The organism is Oxalicibacterium flavum, from assembly GCF_014635065.1.
Lineage (GTDB): Bacteria > Pseudomonadota > Gammaproteobacteria > Burkholderiales > Burkholderiaceae_D > Oxalicibacterium > Oxalicibacterium flavum.
Genome location: NZ_BMCG01000001.1, coordinates 499519 through 521535, shown reverse-complemented (window position 1 = coordinate 521535; position 22017 = coordinate 499519). Strand labels below are relative to the sequence as shown.

The 22017-nt window shown below is 64.3% G+C and carries 22 protein-coding genes; 16 read left to right on the top strand and 6 right to left on the bottom strand.

The genetic code is table 11. The features are described from left to right. Position 1 precedes the first annotated feature (1 nt). Genes tolR through IEV38_RS02435 form a run of 3 tightly spaced genes read left to right on the top strand, consistent with a single transcriptional unit; the run spans position 2 to position 3262 of the window. Positions 2-445, top strand: a complete 444-nt coding sequence (tolR, locus tag IEV38_RS02445) for a protein TolR (protein ID WP_188394562.1) — start codon at positions 2-4, stop codon at positions 443-445. Then, positions 442-1233, top strand: a complete 792-nt coding sequence (locus IEV38_RS02440) for an energy transducer TonB (protein WP_188394561.1) — start codon at positions 442-444, stop codon at positions 1231-1233. Before tolR ends, IEV38_RS02440 begins: the two co-directional genes overlap by 4 nt. A 43-nt stretch (positions 1234-1276) precedes the next feature. Beyond that, positions 1277-3262, top strand: a complete 1986-nt coding sequence (locus IEV38_RS02435; RefSeq protein WP_229728507.1) for a PhoX family protein — start codon at positions 1277-1279, stop codon at positions 3260-3262. A gap of 28 nt (positions 3263-3290) precedes the next feature. Here the strand turns inward: IEV38_RS02435 and IEV38_RS02430 are convergent, their stop codons facing one another. Further along, on the bottom strand, positions 3291-4433 hold the full coding sequence (locus IEV38_RS02430) for an MFS transporter (RefSeq protein WP_188394560.1): 1143 nt from the start codon (positions 4431-4433) through the stop codon (positions 3291-3293). A 186-nt stretch (positions 4434-4619) separates the two neighbouring features. After that, the gene (locus tag IEV38_RS02425) at positions 4620-5396 is read right to left on the bottom strand and encodes an exodeoxyribonuclease III (RefSeq protein WP_188394794.1); all 777 of its coding nucleotides are present in this window, start codon (positions 5394-5396) and stop codon (positions 4620-4622) included. A 201-nt stretch (positions 5397-5597) separates the two neighbouring features. Here IEV38_RS02425 and pyrE point away from each other — a divergent pair, with 201 nt between their 5' ends. The 3 genes from pyrE to IEV38_RS02410 all read left to right on the top strand — a co-directional run bounded on the left by pyrE (position 5598) and on the right by IEV38_RS02410 (position 7323). Continuing rightward, on the top strand, positions 5598-6263 hold the full coding sequence (gene pyrE / locus IEV38_RS02420; protein WP_188394559.1) for an orotate phosphoribosyltransferase: 666 nt from the start codon (positions 5598-5600) through the stop codon (positions 6261-6263). 41 nt (positions 6264-6304) lie between these two features. Then, a complete protein-coding gene (locus IEV38_RS02415; RefSeq protein WP_229728506.1) occupies positions 6305-6868 on the top strand; it encodes a DUF4124 domain-containing protein in 564 nt (187 codons plus the stop codon). A 137-nt stretch (positions 6869-7005) separates the two neighbouring features. Continuing rightward, a complete protein-coding gene (locus IEV38_RS02410; protein WP_188394557.1) occupies positions 7006-7323 on the top strand; it encodes a DUF805 domain-containing protein in 318 nt (105 codons plus the stop codon). Positions 7324-7484: 161 nt separating this feature from the next. Here the strand turns inward: IEV38_RS02410 and gatB are convergent, their stop codons facing one another. The 3 genes from gatB to gatC all read right to left on the bottom strand — a co-directional run bounded on the left by gatB (position 7485) and on the right by gatC (position 10818). Continuing rightward, a complete protein-coding gene (gatB, locus tag IEV38_RS02405) occupies positions 7485-8945 on the bottom strand; it encodes an Asp-tRNA(Asn)/Glu-tRNA(Gln) amidotransferase subunit GatB (RefSeq protein WP_188394556.1) in 1461 nt (486 codons plus the stop codon). Positions 8946-8990: 45 nt separating this feature from the next. Next, positions 8991-10451, bottom strand: coding sequence for an Asp-tRNA(Asn)/Glu-tRNA(Gln) amidotransferase subunit GatA (gatA, locus tag IEV38_RS02400; protein WP_188394555.1), 1461 nt, complete (start codon positions 10449-10451; stop codon positions 8991-8993). 64 nt (positions 10452-10515) lie between these two features. Further along, a complete protein-coding gene (gene gatC, locus IEV38_RS02395; RefSeq protein ID WP_188394554.1) occupies positions 10516-10818 on the bottom strand; it encodes an Asp-tRNA(Asn)/Glu-tRNA(Gln) amidotransferase subunit GatC in 303 nt (100 codons plus the stop codon). Positions 10819-11110: 292 nt separating this feature from the next. Here gatC and IEV38_RS02390 point away from each other — a divergent pair, with 292 nt between their 5' ends. The 6 genes from IEV38_RS02390 to IEV38_RS02365 all read left to right on the top strand — a co-directional run bounded on the left by IEV38_RS02390 (position 11111) and on the right by IEV38_RS02365 (position 18048). Next, positions 11111-12154 carry a rod shape-determining protein gene (locus tag IEV38_RS02390; RefSeq protein ID WP_188394553.1) on the top strand — a complete coding sequence of 348 codons (1044 nt, stop codon included), beginning with the start codon at positions 11111-11113 and terminating at the stop codon, positions 12152-12154. 174 nt (positions 12155-12328) lie between these two features. Then, positions 12329-13309, top strand: a complete 981-nt coding sequence (gene mreC, locus IEV38_RS02385) for a rod shape-determining protein MreC (RefSeq protein WP_188394552.1) — start codon at positions 12329-12331, stop codon at positions 13307-13309. After that, complete coding sequence (gene mreD / locus IEV38_RS02380) at positions 13306-13821, top strand: rod shape-determining protein MreD (RefSeq protein ID WP_188394551.1); 516 nt, start codon at positions 13306-13308, stop codon at positions 13819-13821. The genes mreC and mreD overlap by 4 nt, the downstream gene beginning before the upstream one ends. A gap of 68 nt (positions 13822-13889) precedes the next feature. Then, on the top strand, positions 13890-15809 hold the full coding sequence (gene mrdA / locus IEV38_RS02375) for a penicillin-binding protein 2 (protein ID WP_188394550.1): 1920 nt from the start codon (positions 13890-13892) through the stop codon (positions 15807-15809). A gap of 2 nt (positions 15810-15811) precedes the next feature. Beyond that, the gene (gene rodA / locus IEV38_RS02370; RefSeq protein WP_188394549.1) at positions 15812-16924 is read left to right on the top strand and encodes a rod shape-determining protein RodA; all 1113 of its coding nucleotides are present in this window, start codon (positions 15812-15814) and stop codon (positions 16922-16924) included. Between the two features lie 35 nt (positions 16925-16959). Continuing rightward, complete coding sequence (locus IEV38_RS02365; RefSeq protein WP_188394548.1) at positions 16960-18048, top strand: septal ring lytic transglycosylase RlpA family protein; 1089 nt, start codon at positions 16960-16962, stop codon at positions 18046-18048. A gap of 18 nt (positions 18049-18066) precedes the next feature. On the opposite strand, the gene rsmI is transcribed toward IEV38_RS02365, so the two are convergent. Further along, positions 18067-18996 carry a 16S rRNA (cytidine(1402)-2'-O)-methyltransferase gene (rsmI, locus tag IEV38_RS02360; protein ID WP_229728505.1) on the bottom strand — a complete coding sequence of 310 codons (930 nt, stop codon included), beginning with the start codon at positions 18994-18996 and terminating at the stop codon, positions 18067-18069. 75 nt (positions 18997-19071) lie between these two features. On the opposite strand from rsmI, the gene IEV38_RS02355 reads away from it, so the two are divergent. The 4 genes from IEV38_RS02355 to IEV38_RS02340 are packed head-to-tail and all read left to right on the top strand — an operon-like array spanning position 19072 to position 21962. After that, positions 19072-20256 carry a penicillin-binding protein activator gene (locus IEV38_RS02355; protein ID WP_229728504.1) on the top strand — a complete coding sequence of 395 codons (1185 nt, stop codon included), beginning with the start codon at positions 19072-19074 and terminating at the stop codon, positions 20254-20256. Between the two features lie 16 nt (positions 20257-20272). Then, positions 20273-20644 (top strand): YraN family protein, encoded by a 372-nt coding sequence (locus IEV38_RS02350; protein WP_188394546.1) that lies wholly within the window; start codon positions 20273-20275, stop codon positions 20642-20644. A gap of 48 nt (positions 20645-20692) precedes the next feature. Next, complete coding sequence (locus tag IEV38_RS02345) at positions 20693-21289, top strand: phosphoheptose isomerase (protein WP_188394545.1); 597 nt, start codon at positions 20693-20695, stop codon at positions 21287-21289. After that, complete coding sequence (locus IEV38_RS02340; RefSeq protein WP_188394544.1) at positions 21282-21962, top strand: BON domain-containing protein; 681 nt, start codon at positions 21282-21284, stop codon at positions 21960-21962. Before IEV38_RS02345 ends, IEV38_RS02340 begins: the two co-directional genes overlap by 8 nt. Positions 21963-22017 lie beyond the last annotated feature (55 nt).

Sequence of the window (22017 nt, the reverse complement as noted above, 5' to 3'; positions counted from 1 at the left end):
CATGCGCAAACCGCAAGGCAAGTACGGTCCCAAGGCCGAGATGAACGTGGTGCCCTACATCGACGTCATGCTGGTGCTGCTGGTGATCTTCATGGTGACCACGCCGATGCTGCTGCAGGGCGTCAAGCTCGAACTGCCGAAGGTCGCCAGCGAGGCGTTGCCGGTGGACGCCGAGCGCCAGATCCTGACGCTGTCGGTCAAGGCCGATGGCAGCTACTACTGGAACCTCGGCAGCGAACTCGATACCACGCGGCAGACCGACAGCGCGGTCGGCCTCGACGAGATGATGCGCAAGGTCGGCGCCATCATCGCCGAGCGCGGCGACACCCAGGTCTATGTGCGCGCCGACCGCGCCGCCGACTATGCGACCGTGGTGGCCGGCATCGCCGCCCTGCAGCGCGGCGGCGTCAGCAGTCTCGGGCTGGTCACCGAGGCACCGCAATGAGTGCAGCGGCCATGTCCGAGAGCCCGATGTTTGCGTTGTCCATGAAGCCCGATCTGCCGGCTCGCAAGCTGACGGCGGGCGGGCTGGCAATCGGCTTTCACCTGCTGATCGGTGCTTCGTTGTTGCTGAACTGGCAGGCGCCGATGCCGCCCGCACCGCCGCCTGCCAGTATCCGTATTGCGATGATTGTCTCTGCACCGCAGCCGGTCGCCGAGCCGGTGACGGCGGCACCTGAACCTGCGCCGCAGAAGAAAGAATTGCCTCGTCCGATCGCGCCGCCCAGCCCTGAGCGCGCCGAGCTGGCGCACAAGCGGATGAAGCCGGAGACCAAGGCCGTGCCGGAGACGGCACCGCGCGAAGATCGGCAGGAATCGCAAGACGATACTGTGCAGAGAGAGGCCGAGGCGCAGCGTCAGGCTGATCAGCAACGAACCGAGCAACGCGCGCGCGAGGCAGCCGAGCAGGCAGCGCGAGTGCGGCAGATGGAAGCGGAGCGGCTGGCGGCCAGCCGGCAGTATCTGCCCATCGAGAAGAAGGCGCCCGCCTATCCGCAACGGGCGCTGGACAAGAACATCGAGGGTAGTTGCACCGTCAGCTACACGGTCAACGCCATGGGACGCGTCGAGCAGCCGCAGGTGGTGGGCGACTGTCATCCGCTCTTCATTCGCCCCTCGCTCGAGGCGGCCAGGGGATTCCGCTACGAACCGCGCGTGATCGATGGCCGGGCCGTGGCCGTGCCCGACGTAAACAACACTTTCCAGTACCGCATCGCGCAGGGTGTGCAATAGGCGCGAGCAGGTGCCCGGTACTTTCAACGATGAAGAATGACCCATGAAAAAGCATATGGAACAGGAATGCGCACGCTTCCATCAGGAGATGCAGGCGCATGACGATCTGGCGATCAACCCCAGCAACAACCCGGCGCTGGCAGCTCTTTCCAGCGTCACACGGCGCCATGTCCTGAAGGGCGGCCTCGGTGTGGCGGCGCTGGGATTTCTCGGCGGCTGCGGGCTGGAAGGCGGGCAGAAGGCGTCAGGCGAACTGCCGGCGCGCCTGATCGGATTCGACGGCATCCCGGTGCAGCAGGATCCGGCATTCGATCGCGTGATCGTGGCCGAAGGTTATACCGCGCGTGCCTTCTTCTCGTGGGGCGATCCGGTCGAGCGTGGTGCGCCGGCCTGGAAGGCCGACGCCAGCGACGGCTGGCAGGCGCAGTCGCTGCAGGCGGGCGAGAACCACGACGGCATGCATTATTTTCCGTTCGCAGACGATCCCGATCGTCACGGCCTGCTGGTCATCAATCACGAATACGTCAACCCGACCCTGCATCCGCAAGGCATGAGCAAAGTCGGCGGCAGGCGGCCGCTGGCCGAGGTGCGCAAGGAGCAGGCAGCGCACGGCGTGAGCGTGATCGAGGTGAGCAAGGATGCCCAGGGACAGTGGCAGCGCATCTATCCGTCGCACTACAACCGGCGCATCTCGGCGCTGACGCCGATGCGCATCAGCGGACCGCTGGCCGGCCACGCATCGATGAAGACGGCGGCCGATCCGTCGGGGCGCGAGGTGCTGGGTACGCTCAATAACTGTTCGCGCGGCTTCACGCCGTGGGGCACCTATCTCGCGTGCGAGGAAAACTGGCACAACTATTTCGTCAACCGCGATCGCGAGGATTATGCGCAGCGCGTTTCGCACAAGCGCTACGGCATCTCGAACGGCAGCGCCAGCAAGACCTACTCGTGGGAAAGCGCCGATCCGCGCTTCGACGCCACGCCCGACGCGACGCAACCGCACGGCGGCTACGTCAACGAACCGCATCGCTTCGGCTGGGTGGTGGAAATTGATCCCTTCGACCCGAACAGCAAGCCGGTCAAGCGTACCGCCTTCGGCCGCTTCTGCCGCGAGTGCGCCACGCCGTCGGTGGCGGCCGACGGCCGCATGGCCTTCTATTCCGGGGACGATACGCGCGGCGAATACGTTTATAAATTCGTCCCGGCCGGCCGTTACGATGCCGCCAATCCGGCGGCCAACCGCGACCTGCTCGACAGCGGCACGCTGTACGTCGCCAGGCTGGCGGCCGACGGTTCCGGTGAATGGAAGGCGCTCGTGCATGGTAATGAAGGACTGGTTGCGGAGAACGGTTTCGCCAGCCAGTCCGAGGTGCTGCTCAACGCGCGCGCCGCCGCCGACCTGCTCGGCGCCACGCCGATGGACCGGCCGGAATGGGCTGCCGTGCATCCGCAGTCGCTCGACGTGTTCGTCACGCTGACCAACAACGACCAGCGCGGCGACAAGTTCGCGGTCGATGCCGCCAATCCGCGCCCGCAGAACCTGCACGGACAGATCCTGCGCATCAACGAAGCCGGCAACCATCCGGCCGCCACCACCTTCCGCTGGGAACTGTTCCTGCTGGCGGGCGAGGCGGACGGCAGCAAGGATGCCGACGGCAGGCCGGTGCCGGCGCATCTGACCGGCAACATCAAGGGCGACCTGTTTTCCTCGCCGGACGGGCTCGCCTTCGACAAGGACGGGCGGCTCTGGATAGAGACGGATTACGACGATGCCGAACCGGTGATGCAGACCATGGGCTGCAACCAGCTCCTGTGCGCCGATCCGGCCACGCGCGAGGTGCGGCGCTTCCTGGTCGGCCCGCGCGGCTGCGAAATCACCGGCCTGACCTGGAGTCCCGACAGCCGCGCGATGTGGATCAACATCCAGCATCCGGGCATCAGCTATCCGGCCAGCGATGGCGTCACGCGCCCGCGCTCGACCACCGTGCTCATCACGCGTGACGATGGCGGGGTGATCGGCGCCGTCTGATCGCGGCCGGCAGAGAGGTTCTTGCCGTTTACTCGAGCCAGCGCGCGCGGCTGGCCGCAATCGCGATGCCGATCGCCAGCACGGAGACGAAGCACAGGCCGAACGACAAGCCCCAGTGATGCGCGAAGAAGCCGATCACCGGCGGGCCGATCAGGCCGCCGCTGTAGCTGAAGGTGGCGACCGCCGCCAGCGCGGTCGAGCCGTGACGGCCGGCAGCGCTGAACACGAATGGAAATACCGCGGCCAGTCCGGCGCCGGCCAGGGCGAAGCCTGCGATCGTGACCGGTACATTGACTGCCAGCAGTGCGATCACGAGTCCGGCGGCGGCCAGGAGCGCGCCGCTCGCCACCACCCTGCGCGCGCCGAAGCGGTCCTTGAATCGGTCGCATACCAGCCGCGCCAGCAGCATCAGGCAGGCGAAGCCGGCGAAGGCGAGCGGTGCCACGCCGTCGTGCACGTGCAGGCGGTCAGTCATGAAGACGCCGCTCCAGTCGGCGATCGAGCCTTCCGCCACCGCGCCGCAGAAACCGATGATGCCGAGCATCACGAGCGGACCGTGCGCCACCGCGAACAGCTTGCGGGTCGGATCGCGTTCGGCGCGCATGGACGGCAGGCTGTGCGCGCACAGATAGAGCAGCGGCAGCATGGCGATGGCGATCAGGCTGAAATGCACGGCGACCGTGATGCCCATGCCGGCCATCGCCGCTCCCAGCAGCGCGCCGGACAGCGTGCCGACACAGAACCATGCATGCAGCAGCGACATGGTGGAGCGCCCGGCCAGACGTTCCTGCTCGGTGCCGATGGCATTGATGGCGACGTCGAAGCAGCCCGAGCCGGCGCCGAGGCAGAACGCTGCCGCGATCAGCCAGAACAGCGAGGGCGCCAGTGCCAGGCACGGCAACGTGAGCAGCAGGCCAAGCCCCGCATACCAGGCAGCGCGCGGTCCGCCGAAGCGGTCAACCATCCATGCCGCCAGCGGGAACGAGGTGACCGCGCCGATGCCTGCGCCCAGCAGCACGAAGCCGAGCTGCGCCGGATCGAGCGTCAGGTTGTCGCGGATCGCCGGAATGCGCGCCGCCCACGACGCATAGATCACGCCGAGCAGGATGAACAGGAAGGGTGCGGCGATGCGCGTGAGACGAGAGGGGGCAGGAATGACGACGGAAGACATGGAATGAGCCGGACTGGGGCGATGCAAACGGCATTGTAGTGCGGCCGCGCGCGCTGCGCTTGGCACGCCGTAGCGGAACAGGCCGGGTTGGAAAAGTCGAATTGAAAAAGCCGATACGGCGGTGTCGCCTGTATCGGCCTTCGAGTATGGCGCGCCTTCATGACGCCTCGATGAAGCGGCGTGCCGTCAGACTGGCCAGTTGTAATCGATCGTCAGTGGCGCATGGTCGCTGAAGCGCTCGTCCTTGTAGATGGCGACGCTCTGCGCAGCCGCTGCGAACTCGGGGGTGGCGATCTGGTAATCGATGCGCCAGCCGACGTTCTTGGCCCAGGCCTGGCCACGGTTGCTCCACCACGTGTATTGCTCGGGGCGCGCATCGATCTTGCGGAATACATCGACCAGGCCGACCTCGTCGAAGATGCGCGTCAGCCACGCGCGCTCCTCGGGCAGGAAACCCGAATTCTTGCGGTTGCCCTTGTAGTTCTTGAGGTCGATCTCGTTGTGCGCGATGTTCCAGTCGCCGCAGATGACGAACTCGCGGCCCAGCGCCTTGAGTTCGATCAGGTGCGGCAGGAACAGGTCCATGAAGCGAAACTTGGCCTGCTGCCGTTCCTCGCTCGACGAGCCGGAAGGACAATAGACCGAGATCACGCTGAGGTTGCCGAAGTCGCACTGCACGTAGCGGCCCTCGGCGTCGAACTCGGGGCAGTTGAAGCCGATCTGCACGTTGTCCGGTTCGCGGCGGCAATAGACGCCCGCGCCCGAATAGCCTTTCTTCTCGGCGTAGTGGAAGTAACCGAGATAGCCTTCCGGCGTCAGGAACTCGGTCGTCATGTCGGTGGCCTGCGCCTTGAGTTCCTGTACGCAGACGAAATCGGCTTTCTGGGCGGCCATCCAGGGGAAGAAGCCTTTTCTGGCAGCCGAGCGGATGCCGTTCAGGTTGGCGGAAATGATCTTCATGATGTGGGCAATGCGGAAAGAGGCGACAGGATACCCGATTCGGCGCCGGCCGGCCCCGGCAGCCGTCACGGCAATCGTCGTGGCAGGAGGGCAGGCACATGGCTTGCATTGTGGTCCTGCGCGGGCGGGAAGGATTTAAAATGTGGCCCTGGCGCGCTGCGGCGCGACAAATTTCGTCACTTTTCATCCCGTTACGGAGTCGTCTTGAACAATTTACGGCAGGAATTCATCCAATTTTCGGTAGAAACCGGCGTCTTGCGCTTCGGCGAATTCGTCACCAAGGCAGGCCGCACCTCGCCGTACTTTTTCAATGCCGGCCTGTTCAGCCAGGGAGGCACGCTGGCGCGCCTGTCGGAGTTCTATGCGCAGACGCTGCTCGAATCGGGCGTGGAATTCGACATGCTGTTCGGCCCCGCCTACAAGGGCATCACGCTGGCGTCGGCGACCGCGGTGGCGCTGGCCAACAAGGGACGCGACGTGCCGTTCGCCTTCAACCGCAAGGAAGCGAAGGACCACGGCGAAGGCGGCACCATCGTCGGCGCCAAACTCGAAGGACGCGTGGTCATCATCGACGACGTGATCTCGGCCGGCACCTCGGTGCGCGAATCGGTCGATATGATCCGCGCCGCCGGTGCCACGCCATGCGCGGTGCTGATCGCGCTCGACCGCATGGAGCGTTCGGGCAAGGACGATGCGCTGTCCGCGCATTCGGCGGTGCAGGAAGTGAGCAAGGCCTACGGCATCCCGGTGGTGTCGATCGGCAATCTGGAAGATCTGTTCGAATACATTTCCAACGCGGGCGCCAATCCGGAGCTCGCGCAATACAAGGAAGCGGTGGCCGCCTATCGCAGGAGATATGGCGTGAGCTGATGCAGCAGGGAGGCAGCATGGCGGGTATGGCAGGAAAACTCTTGGTTCTCTGGTTGCTGTACCCGATGGCGGCGCACGCGGGCATCATTGCCTGCAAGGATGCCGCCGGCCGCACCCTGACCTCCGACCGTCCGATTCCCGAATGCGCCGACCGCACGGTGCGCGAATACGGCCGCAACGGTGTGTTCCGGCGCGAGATCGCGGCGCCGCCGACGGCGGAACAGCAGCGCGTCCTCGACCAGCAACGGCGCCAGCGCCAGGCCGAGGAAGATGCGCGTCGCGAACGCCAGCGTGCCGACCATGCGCTGATGTCGCGCTACCGCAGCGAGGATGACATCGAAGTCGCACGCCAGCGCGAAAGCGCCTCGCTCGGCAACCTGGTCGTGCAGCACAAGGGAGCGCTGCTGGTTGCACGGCAGGAATGGGAGGCGGCGGATGGCGATGCCGCCGCGCAGGAACGCGCCGCAGTGCGCATGCGCGCCATCGGCCGCAGCCTGCAGGACGCCGAAGACGATCTGGTGCGCCTCAACGGCAAGTACGACAGCATCCTGCAGCGTTACCGCGAACTCGCCGGCCGGCAGTTGTCCGTGCAATCCGCAAAATAGATTGCGCGCAGTCAGACGTTTTTTCTTGCAACGCACGCCTGCAATGCGGCGTTTGCCAAAAAATCACCATTGCGCCATGCGCAGCGTATGATGCGGGCAGGATTCAGCCACCGCAACGACAAGGAGAGGGGAGCATCATGACGTTCACGGAATCGATACGTACCTGCTTCAGAAAATACGCCGACTTCAAGGGCCGCGCCACACGTTCGGAATTCTGGTGGTGGGTGCTGTTCAACGTGATCGCCGCCTTCGTGCTGGGTTTGATCAGCGAACGGCTACCGCAACTGTTGTCGCTGGCGCTGCTGCTGCCGAACATCGCGGTCTCGGCGCGACGCTTGCACGACACCGATCGCAGCGGCTGGTGGCAACTGATCGGTTTCGTTCCGATCATCGGCTGGATCGTGCTGGTCATCTGGTACGTGCAAGACAGCAAGCAGACCACGCGCTTCGACTGATACGGATTCGCCAGCGCATAACTGCGTTGGGGACCTTGCCGTGCATCGGCACTGCCTTCGGCACTCCGCCTTGTTCTGCGCTTGAAGGCGAATCCGCATGAATCGCTCCTGCATGAAAAAAGCGCGCCAGCCGGCGCGCTTTTTTGTTGAGCCACGTGCGGTCAGGAGGCCAGCTTCTTCTTCAGCATTTCCGTCAGCTGTGCCGGATTGGCCTTGCCGCGGCTGGCCTTCATCGCCTGGCCCATCAGCGCGTTGATCGCCTGTTCCTTGCCGGCGCGGTATTCGGCGACGGATTTCTCGTTGGCGGCCAGCACGTCGTCAACGATCTTCTCGAGCGCGCCGCTGTCGGAAATTTGCTTGAGGCCCTTGGCTTCGATGATCTCGTCGGCCAGCGCGGCATTGTCCGATTTCGCTTCCCACATGCCGCCGAACACTTCCTTGGCGATCTTGTTGGAGATGGTGCCGTCGGTGATGCGCTGCAGCAGCAGCGACAGTTGCGCGGGCTGCACAGGTGCGGCGTCGATCTCGATGCCTTCGCGGTTCAGGGTCGAGGCGACGTCGCCCATCAGCCAGTTGGCGGCGGGTTTGGCCTGATCCTTGCCGCCCTTGGCGACCACGGCTTCGAAGTAGGCGGCCATCGCCTTCGACTGCGTGAGCACGGCGGCATCGTATTCGGACAGCGCATAGTCGCGCACGAAGCGTTCGCGCATCGCGCCCGGCAGTTCCGGCATGGCGGCCTTTACGCGCGCGATCCATTCCTCGCCGATGACCAGCGGCGGCAGGTCGGGATCGGGGAAGTAGCGGTAATCCTGCGCGTCTTCCTTGCTGCGCATCTCGCGCGTTTCCTTGCGGTCCGGGTCGTACAGGCGCGTCGCCTGCACTACGCGGCCGCCGTCCTCGATTAGTTCGATCTGGCGGCGCACCTCGTAGTTGATCGCCTCTTCGAGGAAGCGGAACGAGTTGAGGTTCTTGATCTCGCAGCGCGTGCCGTATTCCTTCTGGCCGACCGGGCGTACCGAGACGTTGGCATCGCAGCGGAACGAGCCTTCCTGCATGTTGCCGTCGCAGATGCCCAGCCAGGTCACCAGCGTGTGCAGCGCCTTGGCGTAGGCGACCGCTTCGGCTGCGCTGCGCATGTCGGGTTCGGTCACGATCTCGAGCAGCGGCGTGCCGGCACGGTTGAGGTCGATGCCGCTCATGCCGTGGTAATCCTCGTGCAGCGACTTGCCGGCATCTTCTTCCAGATGCGCGCGCGTCAATTGCACCGAGCGGATCTCGGTCTTGCCGTCAACCTCGAGCGCGAACGAGACCTTGCCGCCCTGCACTACCGGCAGGTCCATCTGGCTGATCTGGTAGCCCTTGGGCAGATCGGGATAGAAGTAATTCTTGCGCGCGAACACCGAGGTCGGCGCGATGTGCGCATCGATCGCGAGTCCGAACTGGATCGCGCGTTCGACGGCGGCGCGGTTCATGACCGGCAGCGCGCCCGGCAATGCCAGATCGACCGGCGACGTCTGCGTATTGGGCGCGGCGCCGAAGCGCGTCGGCGAACCGCTGAAGATCTTGGATGCGGTCGTCAACTGCGCATGCGTTTCCATACCGATGACTACTTCCCACTGCATAGTTTTCCTCGCTCTCGAGCGTTGTGTGCTGATGTGTTTGGTTCTTCAGATGCCGGCCGGCTGGCGCGCGTGCCAGTCGGTCGCCTGCTGGTACTGGTGTGCGACGTTGAGCAGCTTCGCTTCCGCGAAATAATTGCCGATTAACTGCAGGCCGACCGGGCGCTTGCCGTTTTTCTCGCCCTGACCGAAGCCGCATGGAATCGACATGCCGGGCAGGCCGGCGAGGCTGGTCGAGAGTGTATAGATATCGGCCAGATAGTTGGCGACCGGATCGTCGGCCTTCGCACCGAGGTCCCACGCCACGGTCGGCGCGACCGGCCCCATGATGACGTCGCACTGGGTGAAGGCCTGCTGGAAGTCCTGCGCGATCAGGCGACGGATCTTCTGCGCCTGCACGTAATAGGCATCGTAATAACCGTGCGACAGCACGTAGGCGCCGACCAGGATGCGGCGCTTGACCTCGTCGCCGAAACCTTCGGCGCGCGTCTTGCGGTACATGTCGGACAGGTCCTTGTAGTCGCTGGCGCGGTAGCCGTAGCGCACGCCGTCGAAGCGCGACAGGTTGGACGACGCTTCGGCCGGCGCGATCACGTAATAGGTCGGGATCGACAGCGCGGTCTTGGGCAGCGAAATATCGACCAGCGTGGCGCCGAGTTTCTCGAACTCGGTCAGCGCGGCGCGTACCGCCTGCTCGACGTCGGCTGCCAGGCCTTCGCCGAAGTATTCGCGAGGAATGCCGATGCGCAGGCCCTGCAGCGGCGCGTTCAGCTCGCGCGTGAAATCCTCGGACGGGCGCTCGACGCTGGTCGAATCGCGCTCGTCGAAGCCGCACATGGCGTTGAGCAGCAGGCCGCAATCTTCGGCGGTTTGCGCGATCGGACCGCCCTGGTCGAGCGAGGACGCGAACGCGATCATGCCGAAGCGCGAGACGCGGCCGTAGGTCGGCTTGATGCCGGTCACGCCGCACAGCGCGGCCGGCTGGCGGATCGAGCCGCCGGTGTCGGTGGCAGTGGCGGCCGGTGCCAGGCGCGCGGCAATCGCGGCGGCCGAACCGCCGGACGAGCCGCCCGGAATCGCGCTGGTGTCCCACGGATTCTTCACCGCGCCGAAGTACGAATTCTCGTTGGACGAACCCATCGCGAACTCGTCGCAGTTGAGCTTGCCGAGCGTGACGGTGCCGGCTTGATTAAAGCGCTCGACCACGGTGGCATCGAACGGACTCACGTAGTTTTCGAGCATCTTCGAGGCCGCGGTCGAACGCCAGTCGCGCGTGACGAAGATGTCCTTGTGCGCGATCGGGATGCCGGTCAGCGCGGTGGCGTCGCCGGCAGCCAGCCGCTGGTCGGCCTGTCTGGCCTGCTGCAGCGTCAGTTCGTCGTCCACGTGCAGGAAGGCGTTGAGGTCGCTGGCGTGGATGCGCGCGAGGAACAGCGAGGCCAGCTCGGTCGCCGAGATTTCCTTGGCGTGCAGCAGGTCGGAGAGTTCTTTGAGGGTCTTGGTGTGCATGGTGAGAATCGGATGCGGTGGCGACGAACAGGCGTCGAGGGCAGAGCGGGCCTTGCCGTCTTTGTTATTCGATGACCTTGGGAACCAGGTACAGGCCGTCCTGCGTGGCCGGTGCCGGCTTCTGGTAGTTGTCGCGGCGGTCGGGTTCGCTGGCGACGTCCTCGCGCAGGCGCAGCGACAGTTCGGGCAGCACGGCGGCGATCGGGTGGTTCAGCGGTTCGACGCCGCTGGTATCGATCGCGCGCAATTCCTCGACGAGGGCGAAGATGCCGTTGAGCTTGTCCAGTGTCTGGGCAGACTGGGTGTCGGTCAGTTCGATCTGCGCGAGGATCGATAGGCGTTTGACGTCGGAAAGTTCGAGAGACATGGGTCGGGAAGCGGCCGGGCCGCTGACAAAATGTTAAGAAAAACCGGTTTGGACAAAATGCGTGTCTGTTCCTGCCCGTTGGCGGCAAGATCGTGCACAAGCCGCTTGTTTTTGCGATTTTTGTGGGTCAAATCAAGCGGAATTATAAGGTAGAATACGCGGCTAATGCCTTGCCGGCGCCGCGAGAACAAGCTTGCCACGCGGACTTGCCGCGGCACGAATACGCTTTACGCGACCAATTAAGCAGTCTTTCATCGACCCATGCGCGCTCGTTCGCGCCTCAGGACAATTCATGTTTGGATTCTTACGCAGTTATTTTTCGAACGATCTGGCGATCGATCTGGGTACCGCCAATACGCTGATCTATGTGCGCAGCGCCGGCATCGTGCTGGACGAGCCGTCGGTCGTGGCGATCCGTCAGCAGGGCGGTCCCAATGGCAAGAAAACCATCATGGCGGTCGGCAAGGAAGCCAAGCAGATGCTGGGCAAGGTGCCGGGCAACATCGAGGCGATCCGCCCGATGAAGGATGGCGTGATCGCCGACTTCACCGTCACCGAGCAGATGCTCAAGCAGTTCATCCGCATGGTGCACGACACCAAGCTGTTCAAGCCTTCGCCGCGCATCATCATCTGCGTTCCCTGCGGTTCGACCCAGGTCGAGCGCCGCGCGATCCGCGAATCGGCGCTGGGCGCCGGTGCCGCGCAGGTCTATCTGATCGAGGAGCCGATGGCGGCCGCGATCGGCGCCGGCCTGCCGGTGGCCGAGGCGACCGGCTCGATGGTGGTCGACATCGGCGGCGGCACTACCGAAGTCGGCATCATCTCGCTCGGCGGCATGGTCTATCGCAGCTCGATCCGCGTCGGCGGCGACAAGTTCGACGAGGCCATCGTCAACTACATCCGCCGCAACTACGGCATGCTGATCGGCGAACAGACCGCCGAGGCGATCAAGAAGGAAATCGGTTCGGCCTTCCCGGGCGCCGAAGTGCGCGAGATGGAAGTCAAGGGCCGCAACCTGTCCGAAGGCATCCCGCGCTCGTTCACGATCTCGAGCAACGAGATTCTCGAGGCGCTGACCGATCCGCTCAACAACATCGTATCGGCTGTCAAGAACGCGCTCGAGCAGACGCCGCCGGAGCTTGGCGCCGACATCGCCGAGAAGGGCATGATGCTGACCGGTGGCGGCGCGCTGCTGCGCGATCTCGACCGCCTGCTGATGGAAGAGACCGGCCTGCCGGTCATCGTCGCCGAAGATCCGCTGACCTGCGTGGTGCGCGGCTCCGGCATGGCGCTCGAACGCATGGACAAGCTCGGTTCGATCTTCTCGCAGGAGTAATCGTCCCGGCTTGTGCGCATTCTTCGATGAACGCATGAACCGATGAAGAAAGTCCGTAGCGAAACAGAGTCTCTTGCCGCCGCCGGCCTCATGCAGGACCGGCGGCGCCAGTCCGTGATCCGCACTTTGGCGACCCGCATTTCAGCCATCCCCGGCAGCTCCCCCAGGCATTAAATGGAATACAGCCCACCACCGCTTTTCAAACAAGGTGCCTCGGCACGCGCGAAGATGGTGTGCTTTGCACTGATTGCGCTGGTGTTGCTGTTCATCGATTCCCACATGCGCACGCTCGGCGTGGTACGGCAGGTGGTGTCCACCGCACTCTATCCCTTGCAGGTCGTTGCCATGGCGCCGCGCGACGTACTGTATTACGTGGGCGACTATTTCACCACGCTGACCGACATCAAGGCCGAGAACGAGGCACTCAAGCGGCAACAGACCATCGATGCGCACGCCTTGCAGCAGGGGCAGTTGCTGCTGATGGAAAACGCCCAGTTGCGCAATCTGCTCGAAGCCAGGGAGCGCCTGCCGGTCAAGTCCATCATGGGCGAAATCCTCTACGACACGCGCGATCCGTTCACGCGCAAGATCATGCTCGATCGCGGCAGCCAGAGTGGCGTCGAACGCGGCCAGCCGGTCATCGACCATGTCGGCGTGGTGGGGCAGGTCACGCGCGTGTTCCCGTTCAGTTCCGAAGTCACGCTGGTGACCGACAAGGATCAGGTGCTGCCGGTGCAGGTGGTGCGCAACGGCCTGCGCAGCGTGGCCTACGGCCGTGGCCAGTCGAACCTGCTGGAACTGCGGTTCCAGCCGTCCAACGTCGATATCCAGGAAGGCGATGTGCTGGTTACTTCGGGCATCGACGGCATCTATCCGGCGGGACTGGCCGTGGCGACCGTCACCGAGGTCGAGCGCAAGTCGGACATGTTCGCGCGCATCGTCTGCAAGCCGACCGCCGGCTTCGACCGCAATCGCCAGCTCCTGATCCTGTTGGTGGAAAACAAGTACGAGCCGCGTCCGCCCGATGAGAACAAGCAGGCCGGCCGCAAGAAAGGCTTGCTGCAGCATGCGACTAGTCGCGGCGACGTAGTGGAGGAAAAGGCGCCTGAAGCGCCTGCCGCGCAGGAAGAAACCGCTCCGGAGGCGCCGCAATGAGCCAGCATCCGCATTACATCCTGCTGCCGGCCAGCCCGCTGTTCATCGCGTTCAGTCTGCTGATTGCCTTCCTGCTCAATCTGCTGCCATGGGGGCAGTGGGTCGGCATTCCTGACTTCGTCGCGCTGACGCTGGTGTTCTGGAGCATCCATCAGCCGCGCAAGGTCGGTATCGGCATCGCCTTCTTCATGGGATTGCTGATGGACGTGCACGATGCATCGCTGCTGGGCGAGAACGCGCTGGCCTATACGCTGCTGTCCTACTTCGCGATCATGATCCACCGTCGCGTGCTGTGGTTTCCGATGGGAGTGCAGGCATTGCATGTGTTCGCGCTGATGTTGCTGGCGCAACTGGTCGGGCTGGTGGTGCGGCTGATGGTGGGCGGCCCGTTCCCGGGCTGGCTGATCTTTGCCGAGAGCCTGGTGGCCGCCATCTTGTGGCCGTTCGTCACGTGGCTGCTGCTGGCACCGCAACGCCGCGCCACCGACAAGGACGACACGCGGCCGATTTGACGGCCGTGCGCGTCATGAAGAGAGAATGTTGAGGTCCGCGTCCGCGCGCGATCCGCTACCGGAAAAGCATGACTGAATTCAAGGATACCGAACGCGAGTTGCATCGCTTCCGGCTGCGCCTGTCGGTGGCCGGTGCGCTGGTGTTCGTGCTGTTCGTCTGCCTGGCGGCGCGCTTCTTCTGGCTGCAGGTATTCAAGCACGACGATTATGTGGCGCAGGCCGAGGACAACCGCATCTCGGTGATTCCCATCGTGCCCAATCGCGGCCTGATTACCGACCGCAACGGCGTGGTGCTGGCGCGCAATTTCTCGGCCTACACGCTGGAGATCACGCCGTCCAAGATCCAGGGCGATCTCGAGGAACTGATCGACGAGCTGGCGACCGTGGTCGAGATCACGCCGCGTGACCGCCGCCGCTTCCGCAAGCTGCGCGAAGAGTCGCGCAACCTCGCCAGTTCGCCGATCCGCGTGCGCCTGACCGACGAGGAAGTCGCGCGCTTCTCGGCGCTGCGCTATCGCTTCCCCGGCGTCGAAGTGCAGGCGCGCCTGTTCCGCCAGTATCCGCAGGGCGCGACCGCGGCGCACGTGATCGGCTACATCGGACGCATCAACGACCGCGACGTCAAGCGCATCGATGAAAATGGCGAATCGGCCAACTATCGCGGCACCGAGCATATCGGCAAGGAAGGCGTGGAGCGCAGCTACGAGGAAGTCCTGCACGGCCGCACCGGCTATCAGGAGGTCGAGGTCTCGGCCGGCGGGCGGCCGATCCGCACGCTGTCGCGCACGCCGGCCACGCCCGGCTCCAACCTGATCCTGTCGATCGACATCGAACTGCAGAAGGTGGTCGAACAGGCCTTCGGCGACCGGCGCGGTGCGCTGATCGCGATCGAGCCGGAAACCGGCGACATCCTCGCCTATGTCTCGATGCCGAATTACGATCCCAATCTGTTCGTCGAAGGCATCGACCAGCAGAGCTGGGATGAACTCAATAATTCGCCCGATCATCCGCTGCTGAACCGCCCGCTGTCGGGCGCCTATCCGCCGGGTTCGACCTACAAGCCCTTCATGGCGCTGGCGGCATTGGAGCTGGGCAAGCGCAAGCCCTCGGATTCGATCGTTGACCCCGGTTATTTCTGGTTCGGCAACCACCGGTTCCGCGACGACAAGCCCAACGGCCATGGCATCGTCGACATGTACAAGTCCATTGCGCAGTCGTGCAATACCTATTACTACATTCTCGCCAGTGAACTCGGTGTCGATACCATTCACGATTTCATGAAGCCGTTCGGCTTTGGCCAGAAGACCGGCATCGACCTCGAGTTCGAGCGTAGCGGCGTGTTGCCCTCGACGGCGTGGAAACGCGAGGCCTATCGCAAGCCCGAGCAGAAGCGCTGGTACGCGGGCGAGACGATTTCGATCGGCATCGGCCAGGGCTATAACGCCTTCACGCCATTGCAGCTCGCGCATGCGACGGCCACGCTTGCCAACAACGGCGTGGTCATGAAGCCGCATCTGGTGCAATCCATTGAGGATGGCGTGAGCGGAGAGCGCGCGCTGACGGTGCACAAGGAGAGCTACCGCATTCCGCTCAAGCAGGAGAACATCGACTTCGTCAAGCACGCCATGGCCGGCGTGGTCAAGGAAGGCACGAGTTCGCGCGTCTTCCGCAATGCCGGTTACGAGTCGGCCGGAAAGACCGGAACGGCGCAGGCAATCACGATCAGGCAGAATGAAAAATACGATGCGTCGAAAATGAAGGATCGGCATCGCGATCACTCGCTGTACACGGCGTTCGCGCCGATCGACAAGCCCAGGATCGCGATTGCGCTGATCGTCGAAAACGGCGGATTCGGATCGGCAGCTGCCGCGCCGATCGCCAAGATGGCGCTCGACTATTACCTGCTCGGCAAGCGTCCGGAAGACAAGGACGGCAAGCCGGTCGCGGCGCCCGTGATGATGGCGCTCGATGGCGAGATGGTGGAGTAGGCATGGCGAGTCTCGAAAAACGTTCCCCACTGCAGCTGATCGCGCCCTACGTGCGCGTATTCGATGGGCCGCTGATGCTGATCGTGATCCTGATCATGACAGTCGGTACGATCACGCTTTATTCTGCAGGCATCGATTTCCCGGGCCGTATCGAAGACCATCTGCGCAACATCACGCTGTCGCTGCTGGTGATGTGGATCGCTGCGTTGGTGCCGCCCCAACTGCTGATGCGGTTCGCGGTGCCGCTCTATGTCGGCGGTGTCGTGCTGCTGCTGGCGGTGGCGCAGTTCGGCCTGATCCGCAACGGCGCGCGGCGCTGGATCGATATCGGCGTGGTGATCCAGCCGTCCGAGATCATGAAGATCGCGATGCCGATGATGCTGGCCTGGTTCTTTCAGAAACGCGAAGAGTCGACCCGCTGGCGCGAATTCGTGATCGCCGGCGTGTTGCTGATGGTGCCGGTCGCGCTCATCATGCGCCAGCCCGATCTGGGCACGGCGCTGCTGGTGCTGGGCGCGGGCTTCTACGTGGTCTTCTTCGCCGGCCTGTCGTGGAAGGTGATTGCCGCCGGCATCGTGGCGGTGCTGGCGAGCCTGCCGATCGCGTGGTCGATGCTGCACGACTACCAGCGTGGCCGCGTGCTGACGCTGATCGATCCGACCACCGATCCGCTTGGCAAGGGTTTCCACATCATCCAGTCGACGATCGCGATCGGTTCCGGCGGGCTGACCGGCAAGGGCTGGCTCAACGGTACGCAGGCGCATCTCGAGTTCATTCCCGAACGCACCACCGATTTCATCTTCGCCGTCTATTCCGAGGAATTCGGACTGATCGGCAACGTCGTGCTGCTGATCCTGTACCTGCTGCTGGTCGGGCGCGGCATGGTGATCGCGGCGCAGGCGCCGACGCTGTTCACTCGCCTGCTGGCCGGAGCGCTGGCGATGATCTTCTTTACCTACGCCTTCGTGAACATGGGCATGGTCAGTGGTATTCTGCCCGTCGTCGGTGTGCCGCTGCCGTTCTTCAGCTATGGCGGCACGGCGTTCGTGACGCTGGGCCTCGGCGTCGGAATACTGATGAGCATCCAGCGGCATCGCAAGCTGATGCAGAGTTGAATGCCGCGCATGCCGTGGCGTTTCGAGGAGAAGCAATGTTGTCCAGATTCTTTTTCCGTCCGCAGGTAGCCGGTGTCCTGTCTGCGTTGACGCTTCTGCTGCTGGCCGGTTGCAGCACCACGCCGCCGTCGAGTTCTTCTTCGGGCAAGCCGGCGCAAACGGCGGGCAGCACCAAGTCCAGCGGTTATCCGGCCTTGCCGGCGGCAGGTTCCGGGCGCGGCGGCTACTATCTCGACGATGGTCCCGGCGACAATATTCCGGAAGGGTTGATGGAGGTGGCCGATGCCGAACCGCGCATCGAACCGTATTCGAAACGCGGCAACAGCCCCTACGTGGTGTTCGGCAAGCGTTACGTTCCGTTCACCGATGACCGCCCGTACAAGGTGCGCGGCCATGGCAGCTGGTACGGCAAGAAATTCCACGGCCAGAAAACTTCCTCCGGCGAGCGGTACGACATGTACAAGATGACGGCCGCGCATCCGACGCTGCCGATTCCGTCCTATGCGCGCGTGACCAACGTCAGCAACGGCCGGCAGGTGATCGTGCGGGTCAACGACCGCGGCCCGTTCCGTTCTGGCCGCGTGATCGATCTGTCCTATACGGCGGCGCTGCGCCTCGGCTACATCAGCCATGGCAGCACCGAACTCGAAGTCGAGCGGCTGCTGCCGGCCGATATCGAACGCATCCTGGCCGAGAAGAGGAGCCGCACTGCGGTTGCCGGCGTCGAGGCCGGAAGCGATTCGCTGGTGCCGAGCGTGCAGTCCAGCACGCTGGCGGCACCTGTGCTGCAGCCGGTGTCGGCTGCACCGCAAGCCGATGCGATGCAGCGTGCGGCGCCGGTAACGGCACCTGCGCCTGCGCTTTCCACCCAGCCCGCCGCGCCGCAGGCCGCTGCCGGCTACTACCTGCAGTTCGGCGCCTACTCGCAATCGGCCAATGCCGAAGCGGCGCGCGCACGGCTGTCGCAAAGCACTGCGCACCTGCTGGCTTCGCTGCATGTGGAATCGGTCGACAACCTCTATCGCATCTACAGCGGTCCCTTCGCCACGCGCGACGACGCAGCGACCATCGCCGGTCAGGTCGAGCAGAGCAGCGGCATCAAGCCTTTCATCGTGCAGCGCTGACGCCGGCGCGACATGCTCCTATGCCAGCCGGCTCGATTCGTTGCCGGCGGCTTTCAGTTCCAGCGCGCGGTCGTACAGCGCATTCTTCTTCTGTCCCGTGATGCGCGCCGCCAGCGTGGCGGCCTGCTTGACCGGGCATTCTTCCAGCAGGATGGACAGGATGCGGTCGCTCTCGGCCTGGCGGTCGTCGGTGTCGGTCGCTGCACCCGCCAGCAGGATCACGAATTCGCCCTTGCGGCGCGTAGCATCCTGCGCCAGCCAGTCGCCGGCATCGGCCAGTGCGCAGCGGTGGATTTCCTCGAACAGTTTGGTCAGCTCGCGCGCAAAGACGATCTGCCGCTCGGGCGGAAAGGCGGCGGCCAGCGCCGCCGTGGTTTCCTCGATGCGATGCGGTGCCTCGTAAAACATCAACGTGCCGCGCACCGCAGTCAGTCCGGCCAGCATCGTTTCGCGCTGCCCGGCCTTGGCCGGCAGAAAACCGACGAAATGGAAGCCGTCGTCGAGCAGGCCGCTGGCCGACAGCGCGGCGATCGCGGCACAGGCGCCGGGCAGCGGCACCACGCGCAAGCCGGCCGCGCGCACGGCGTCGACGATGCGCGCGCCCGGATCGGACACCGCCGGTGTGCCGGCGTCCGACGCCAGCGCGATCCGCTCGCCCTGCTGCAGGCGCGCGATCAGCCGCTCGGCGACCTCGCGCTCGTTGTGCTGGTGCGCCGCGATCAGCGGCTTGGACAGGCCGTAGCGCGACAGCAGGTGGCCGGTGTTGCGCGTGTCCTCGCAGGCCACGGCGTCGGCAATGGTCAGCACGTGCAGCGCGCGCAGCGAGATGTCGCCGGCATTACCTATCGGTGTGGCCACCACATATAATGTGGCAGCAGGAAAAGTCTGCTGCGCCACATCATGCATAATCGGTGCAATCGCAGCCGCATCGGCGGCAGGGTCAGTCATGGGAGGATTCGAATGTTGGGACATTGGGCGAGAGGTTTCGTACTGGCGGGATTGATCAGCGGATTGTGCGCTCCCGTGTGGGCAAACGCAACGTTCGCCGACGATGTCGCCGCTGGCGCGCAGGTGTCGCTCGACGGCATGCAGCTGGCGCAGACCGACCTCACGCTCGAGCAGTTCGTCAACGAACCGGTCGGCAGTGCCATTCCGGAACCGGTGCTGGCGCCGGAAGTGGTGCCCATCGTGGCGCCGACCAGGATCGCGCTGCTGCTGCCGACTCGGTCCGAGGGACTGGTGCACGTCGCCAACGCGGTGCGCGCCGGATTCATGGCGGCCTGGCAGCACGAGCCGGCCAATATCGTGGTCAACCTCGTTGAAACCGGCGATGTGCCGCAGGACGTTCTGATCGCCTATCAACAGGCAGCCGCCGGTGCCGACATCGTGGTGGGTCCGCTGACGCGCAGCGGCGTGACTGCCATCGTGCAGAGCCACGCGGTGGTCAAGCCGACCATCGCGCTGGCGCAGCCCGAGGCGAGCGAAGCCGGCCTGTCGCCCGGTCTGCTCGCAATGGGGTTGTCGGTAGAGGATGAGGCGCGCCAGATTGCCGCGCTCAACGGCAGCGGCAAGAGCGCGATGAAGGCCGTGGCGATCTCGACCGGCGTATCGTGGCAGCGCCGCGCGGCGGCTGCCTTCGTCTCCGCATGGCGTGGCATGGGCTTGCAGGCCGAAGCGGTCGAGTTGCCGATGAACGGCGGCTTCATCGATGGCAATGGTCTGCTCGAACTGCGCAACCGACTCCAGTCGGCGCGGCCGGCGCTGCTGTTCGTCGCGCTCGACGCGGCACAGACCGTGCAATTGCGATTGGCGATCGGCGGCGAGGTGACGACCTACGGCATTTCGCAATTGAATCCCCACGCGCGCGAAGACTGGGCAACGGCCACGCCGCTGCTCGATCTCGAGGGCGTACGGCTGCTCGACATGCCATGGCAATTGCAGGCCGACCATGCGGCGGTGATGACCTATCCGCATTTGCCGGCCAATCCCGAGCAGCGCCGCAGCACCGATATCGAGCGCCTGTATGCGCTCGGCATCGATGCCTATCGCGTCGCGCACAACATTGCATTGCGCCAGACCGACTTCACCATTGACGGTGTGACCGGCAAGCTGACGGTGCACTTTGGCAGCGGCACGCCGCGTTTCGAGCGCACGTTGCAGCCGGCGATCTATCACGAAGGCGTGGTGCGGCCGCTGGATCCGCAGTAACAAGGTCATGTGCGCCATGCCGCTTCCCTTCCTCCCGCGTCCGCGAACAGCACGGCAGGAGGAAGGCAGCCGCGGCGAGGATGCCGCGCTGCTTCATCTGCGGCAGCATGGCCTGCAACTGGTCGAACGCAACTTCCTCTGCAAGGGTGGCGAGATCGATCTGATCATGCAGGATGGCGCGACGCTGGTGTTCGTCGAGGTGCGCAAACGCGCGCGTCGCGACTTTGGCGGCGCGGCAGCCAGCGTCACGCCCGCCAAGCAGCGGCGCCTGATCGGGGCCGCCCAGATATTCCTGCAACGCTACCGCCAGCCGCCGCCCTGCCGCTTCGACGTGGTCGCGATCGACGGCGATGTCCTGGACTGGCTCAGAAACGCGATCGAGACCTGAGTGCCATGCCATTGGCAGGCGATGGCCTGCTCTATAATCGTGACCATCATGAATACTCAACGCATACTCGGCCATTTTCGCGAAAGCGCCGAGCTGAAAATCCAGGCCGCTTCCCAACTTGCCCATCCGATTGCACAGGCGGTGGAACTCATGTTCGGCGCCTTGTCTAATGGAAACCGGATTCTCGCCTGCGGCAACGGCGGCTCCGCCGCCGATTGTCAGCATTTCGCGGCACAGCTGGTCGGTCGTTTCGAGCGCGAACGCCTGCCGCTGCCGGCGATGACACTGACGACCGATACCTCGATCCTGACTGCCGTCGGCAACGATTACGGTTTTCAGGAAATTTTCAGCAAGCAGGTGCAGGCATTCGGCCAGTTCGGCGATGTGCTGCTGGCGATTTCCACTTCCGGCAATTCCGCCAATGTGGTGGCCGCGATCGAAGCGGCGCTGGAGCGGGACATGCGGGTAGTGGCACTGACGGGAAAGGGAGGCGGTGCGATCGGCAAGGTGCTGACCGATGCCGACGTCCATATTTGCGTGCCGCACGATCGTGCGGCACGCATCAAGGAAGTACATTCATTAACGCTGCATTGTTTGTGCGACGGCATCGACGTCGCACTTTTCGGAGGGGATGAACATGATTGATCTGAATCGTTGTCTGGTTGCGGTGCGACGTCCTGTCGCCATGGCGCTGTTGTGCGGCGCCTCGGTCCTGGCACTGCAAGGGTGCGCGGGGGTCGTGCTCGGCGGCGCTGCGGTAGTGGGAACGCTGGCGGCTACCGACCGCCGCACGCTGGGTACCCAGACCGACGACAAGACCATTTCCTTCAAGGGCGACGAGCGCGTCTACAGCAAGCTGGCCGCTGGCGACAACGTCAAGATCACGAGCTTCAACCGGCGCGTGCTGCTGACCGGCCAGGTGCGCGATGAGCAATCGAAGGCTATTGCGGCACAGGAAGTGGCGAGCGTCGAAGGCGTGCGCGAAGTCATCAACGAGCTTGCGGTGGCCGGCACGTCCAGCTTCACGTCGCGTTCCAACGACACGCTGATCACCGGCAAGGTCAAGGCGGCGCTGATCGACAAGGAAGGTCTCTACGTCAATGCGATCAAGGTCGTGACCGAGAGCGGCACCGTCTATCTGATGGGCCGTGTCACGCATCAGGAAGCAGAACTGGCAACCGAGGTGGTGCGCGGCGTGAGCGGTGTACAGAAAGTGGTGCGCGTGTTCGAATACCTGAGCGACGAAGAGTACCGTGCATTGGCTTCCACGCCGGATACGCAGCGGAAGGCCGTGCGCGATGCCCAACTGGATGAATGACAGAAAAGTTTCCGTAAAGAAATAATTGGATGGTATATTGAAGCTGCCCGGCGCA

Bases quoted from the DNA above. Each gene is read 5' to 3' on its own strand.
- IEV38_RS02340 (WP_188394544.1), top strand. From the start codon at position 21,282: ATGATTGATCTGAATCGTTGTCTGGTTGCGGTGCGACGTCCTGTCGCC.
- rodA (WP_188394549.1), top strand. From the start codon at position 15,812: ATGGCGAGTCTCGAAAAACGTTCCCCACTGCAGCTGATCGCGCCCTAC.
- mreC (WP_188394552.1), top strand. From the start codon at position 12,329: ATGGAATACAGCCCACCACCGCTTTTCAAACAAGGTGCCTCGGCACGC.
- IEV38_RS02345 (WP_188394545.1), top strand. From the start codon at position 20,693: ATGAATACTCAACGCATACTCGGCCATTTTCGCGAAAGCGCCGAGCTG.
- gatB (WP_188394556.1), bottom strand. From the start codon at position 8,945: ATGCAGTGGGAAGTAGTCATCGGTATGGAAACGCATGCGCAGTTGACG.
- gatC (WP_188394554.1), bottom strand. From the start codon at position 10,818: ATGTCTCTCGAACTTTCCGACGTCAAACGCCTATCGATCCTCGCGCAG.
- IEV38_RS02365 (WP_188394548.1), top strand. From the start codon at position 16,960: ATGTTGTCCAGATTCTTTTTCCGTCCGCAGGTAGCCGGTGTCCTGTCT.
- mreD (WP_188394551.1), top strand. From the start codon at position 13,306: ATGAGCCAGCATCCGCATTACATCCTGCTGCCGGCCAGCCCGCTGTTC.
- IEV38_RS02390 (WP_188394553.1), top strand. From the start codon at position 11,111: ATGTTTGGATTCTTACGCAGTTATTTTTCGAACGATCTGGCGATCGAT.
- IEV38_RS02350 (WP_188394546.1), top strand. From the start codon at position 20,273: ATGCCGCTTCCCTTCCTCCCGCGTCCGCGAACAGCACGGCAGGAGGAA.
- tolR (WP_188394562.1), top strand. From the start codon at position 2: ATGCGCAAACCGCAAGGCAAGTACGGTCCCAAGGCCGAGATGAACGTG.
- IEV38_RS02430 (WP_188394560.1), bottom strand. From the start codon at position 4,433: ATGTCTTCCGTCGTCATTCCTGCCCCCTCTCGTCTCACGCGCATCGCC.
- IEV38_RS02410 (WP_188394557.1), top strand. From the start codon at position 7,006: ATGACGTTCACGGAATCGATACGTACCTGCTTCAGAAAATACGCCGAC.
- gatA (WP_188394555.1), bottom strand. From the start codon at position 10,451: ATGCACACCAAGACCCTCAAAGAACTCTCCGACCTGCTGCACGCCAAG.
- mrdA (WP_188394550.1), top strand. From the start codon at position 13,890: ATGACTGAATTCAAGGATACCGAACGCGAGTTGCATCGCTTCCGGCTG.
- rsmI (WP_229728505.1), bottom strand. From the start codon at position 18,996: ATGACTGACCCTGCCGCCGATGCGGCTGCGATTGCACCGATTATGCAT.
- IEV38_RS02435 (WP_229728507.1), top strand. From the start codon at position 1,277: ATGAAAAAGCATATGGAACAGGAATGCGCACGCTTCCATCAGGAGATG.
- IEV38_RS02440 (WP_188394561.1), top strand. From the start codon at position 442: ATGAGTGCAGCGGCCATGTCCGAGAGCCCGATGTTTGCGTTGTCCATG.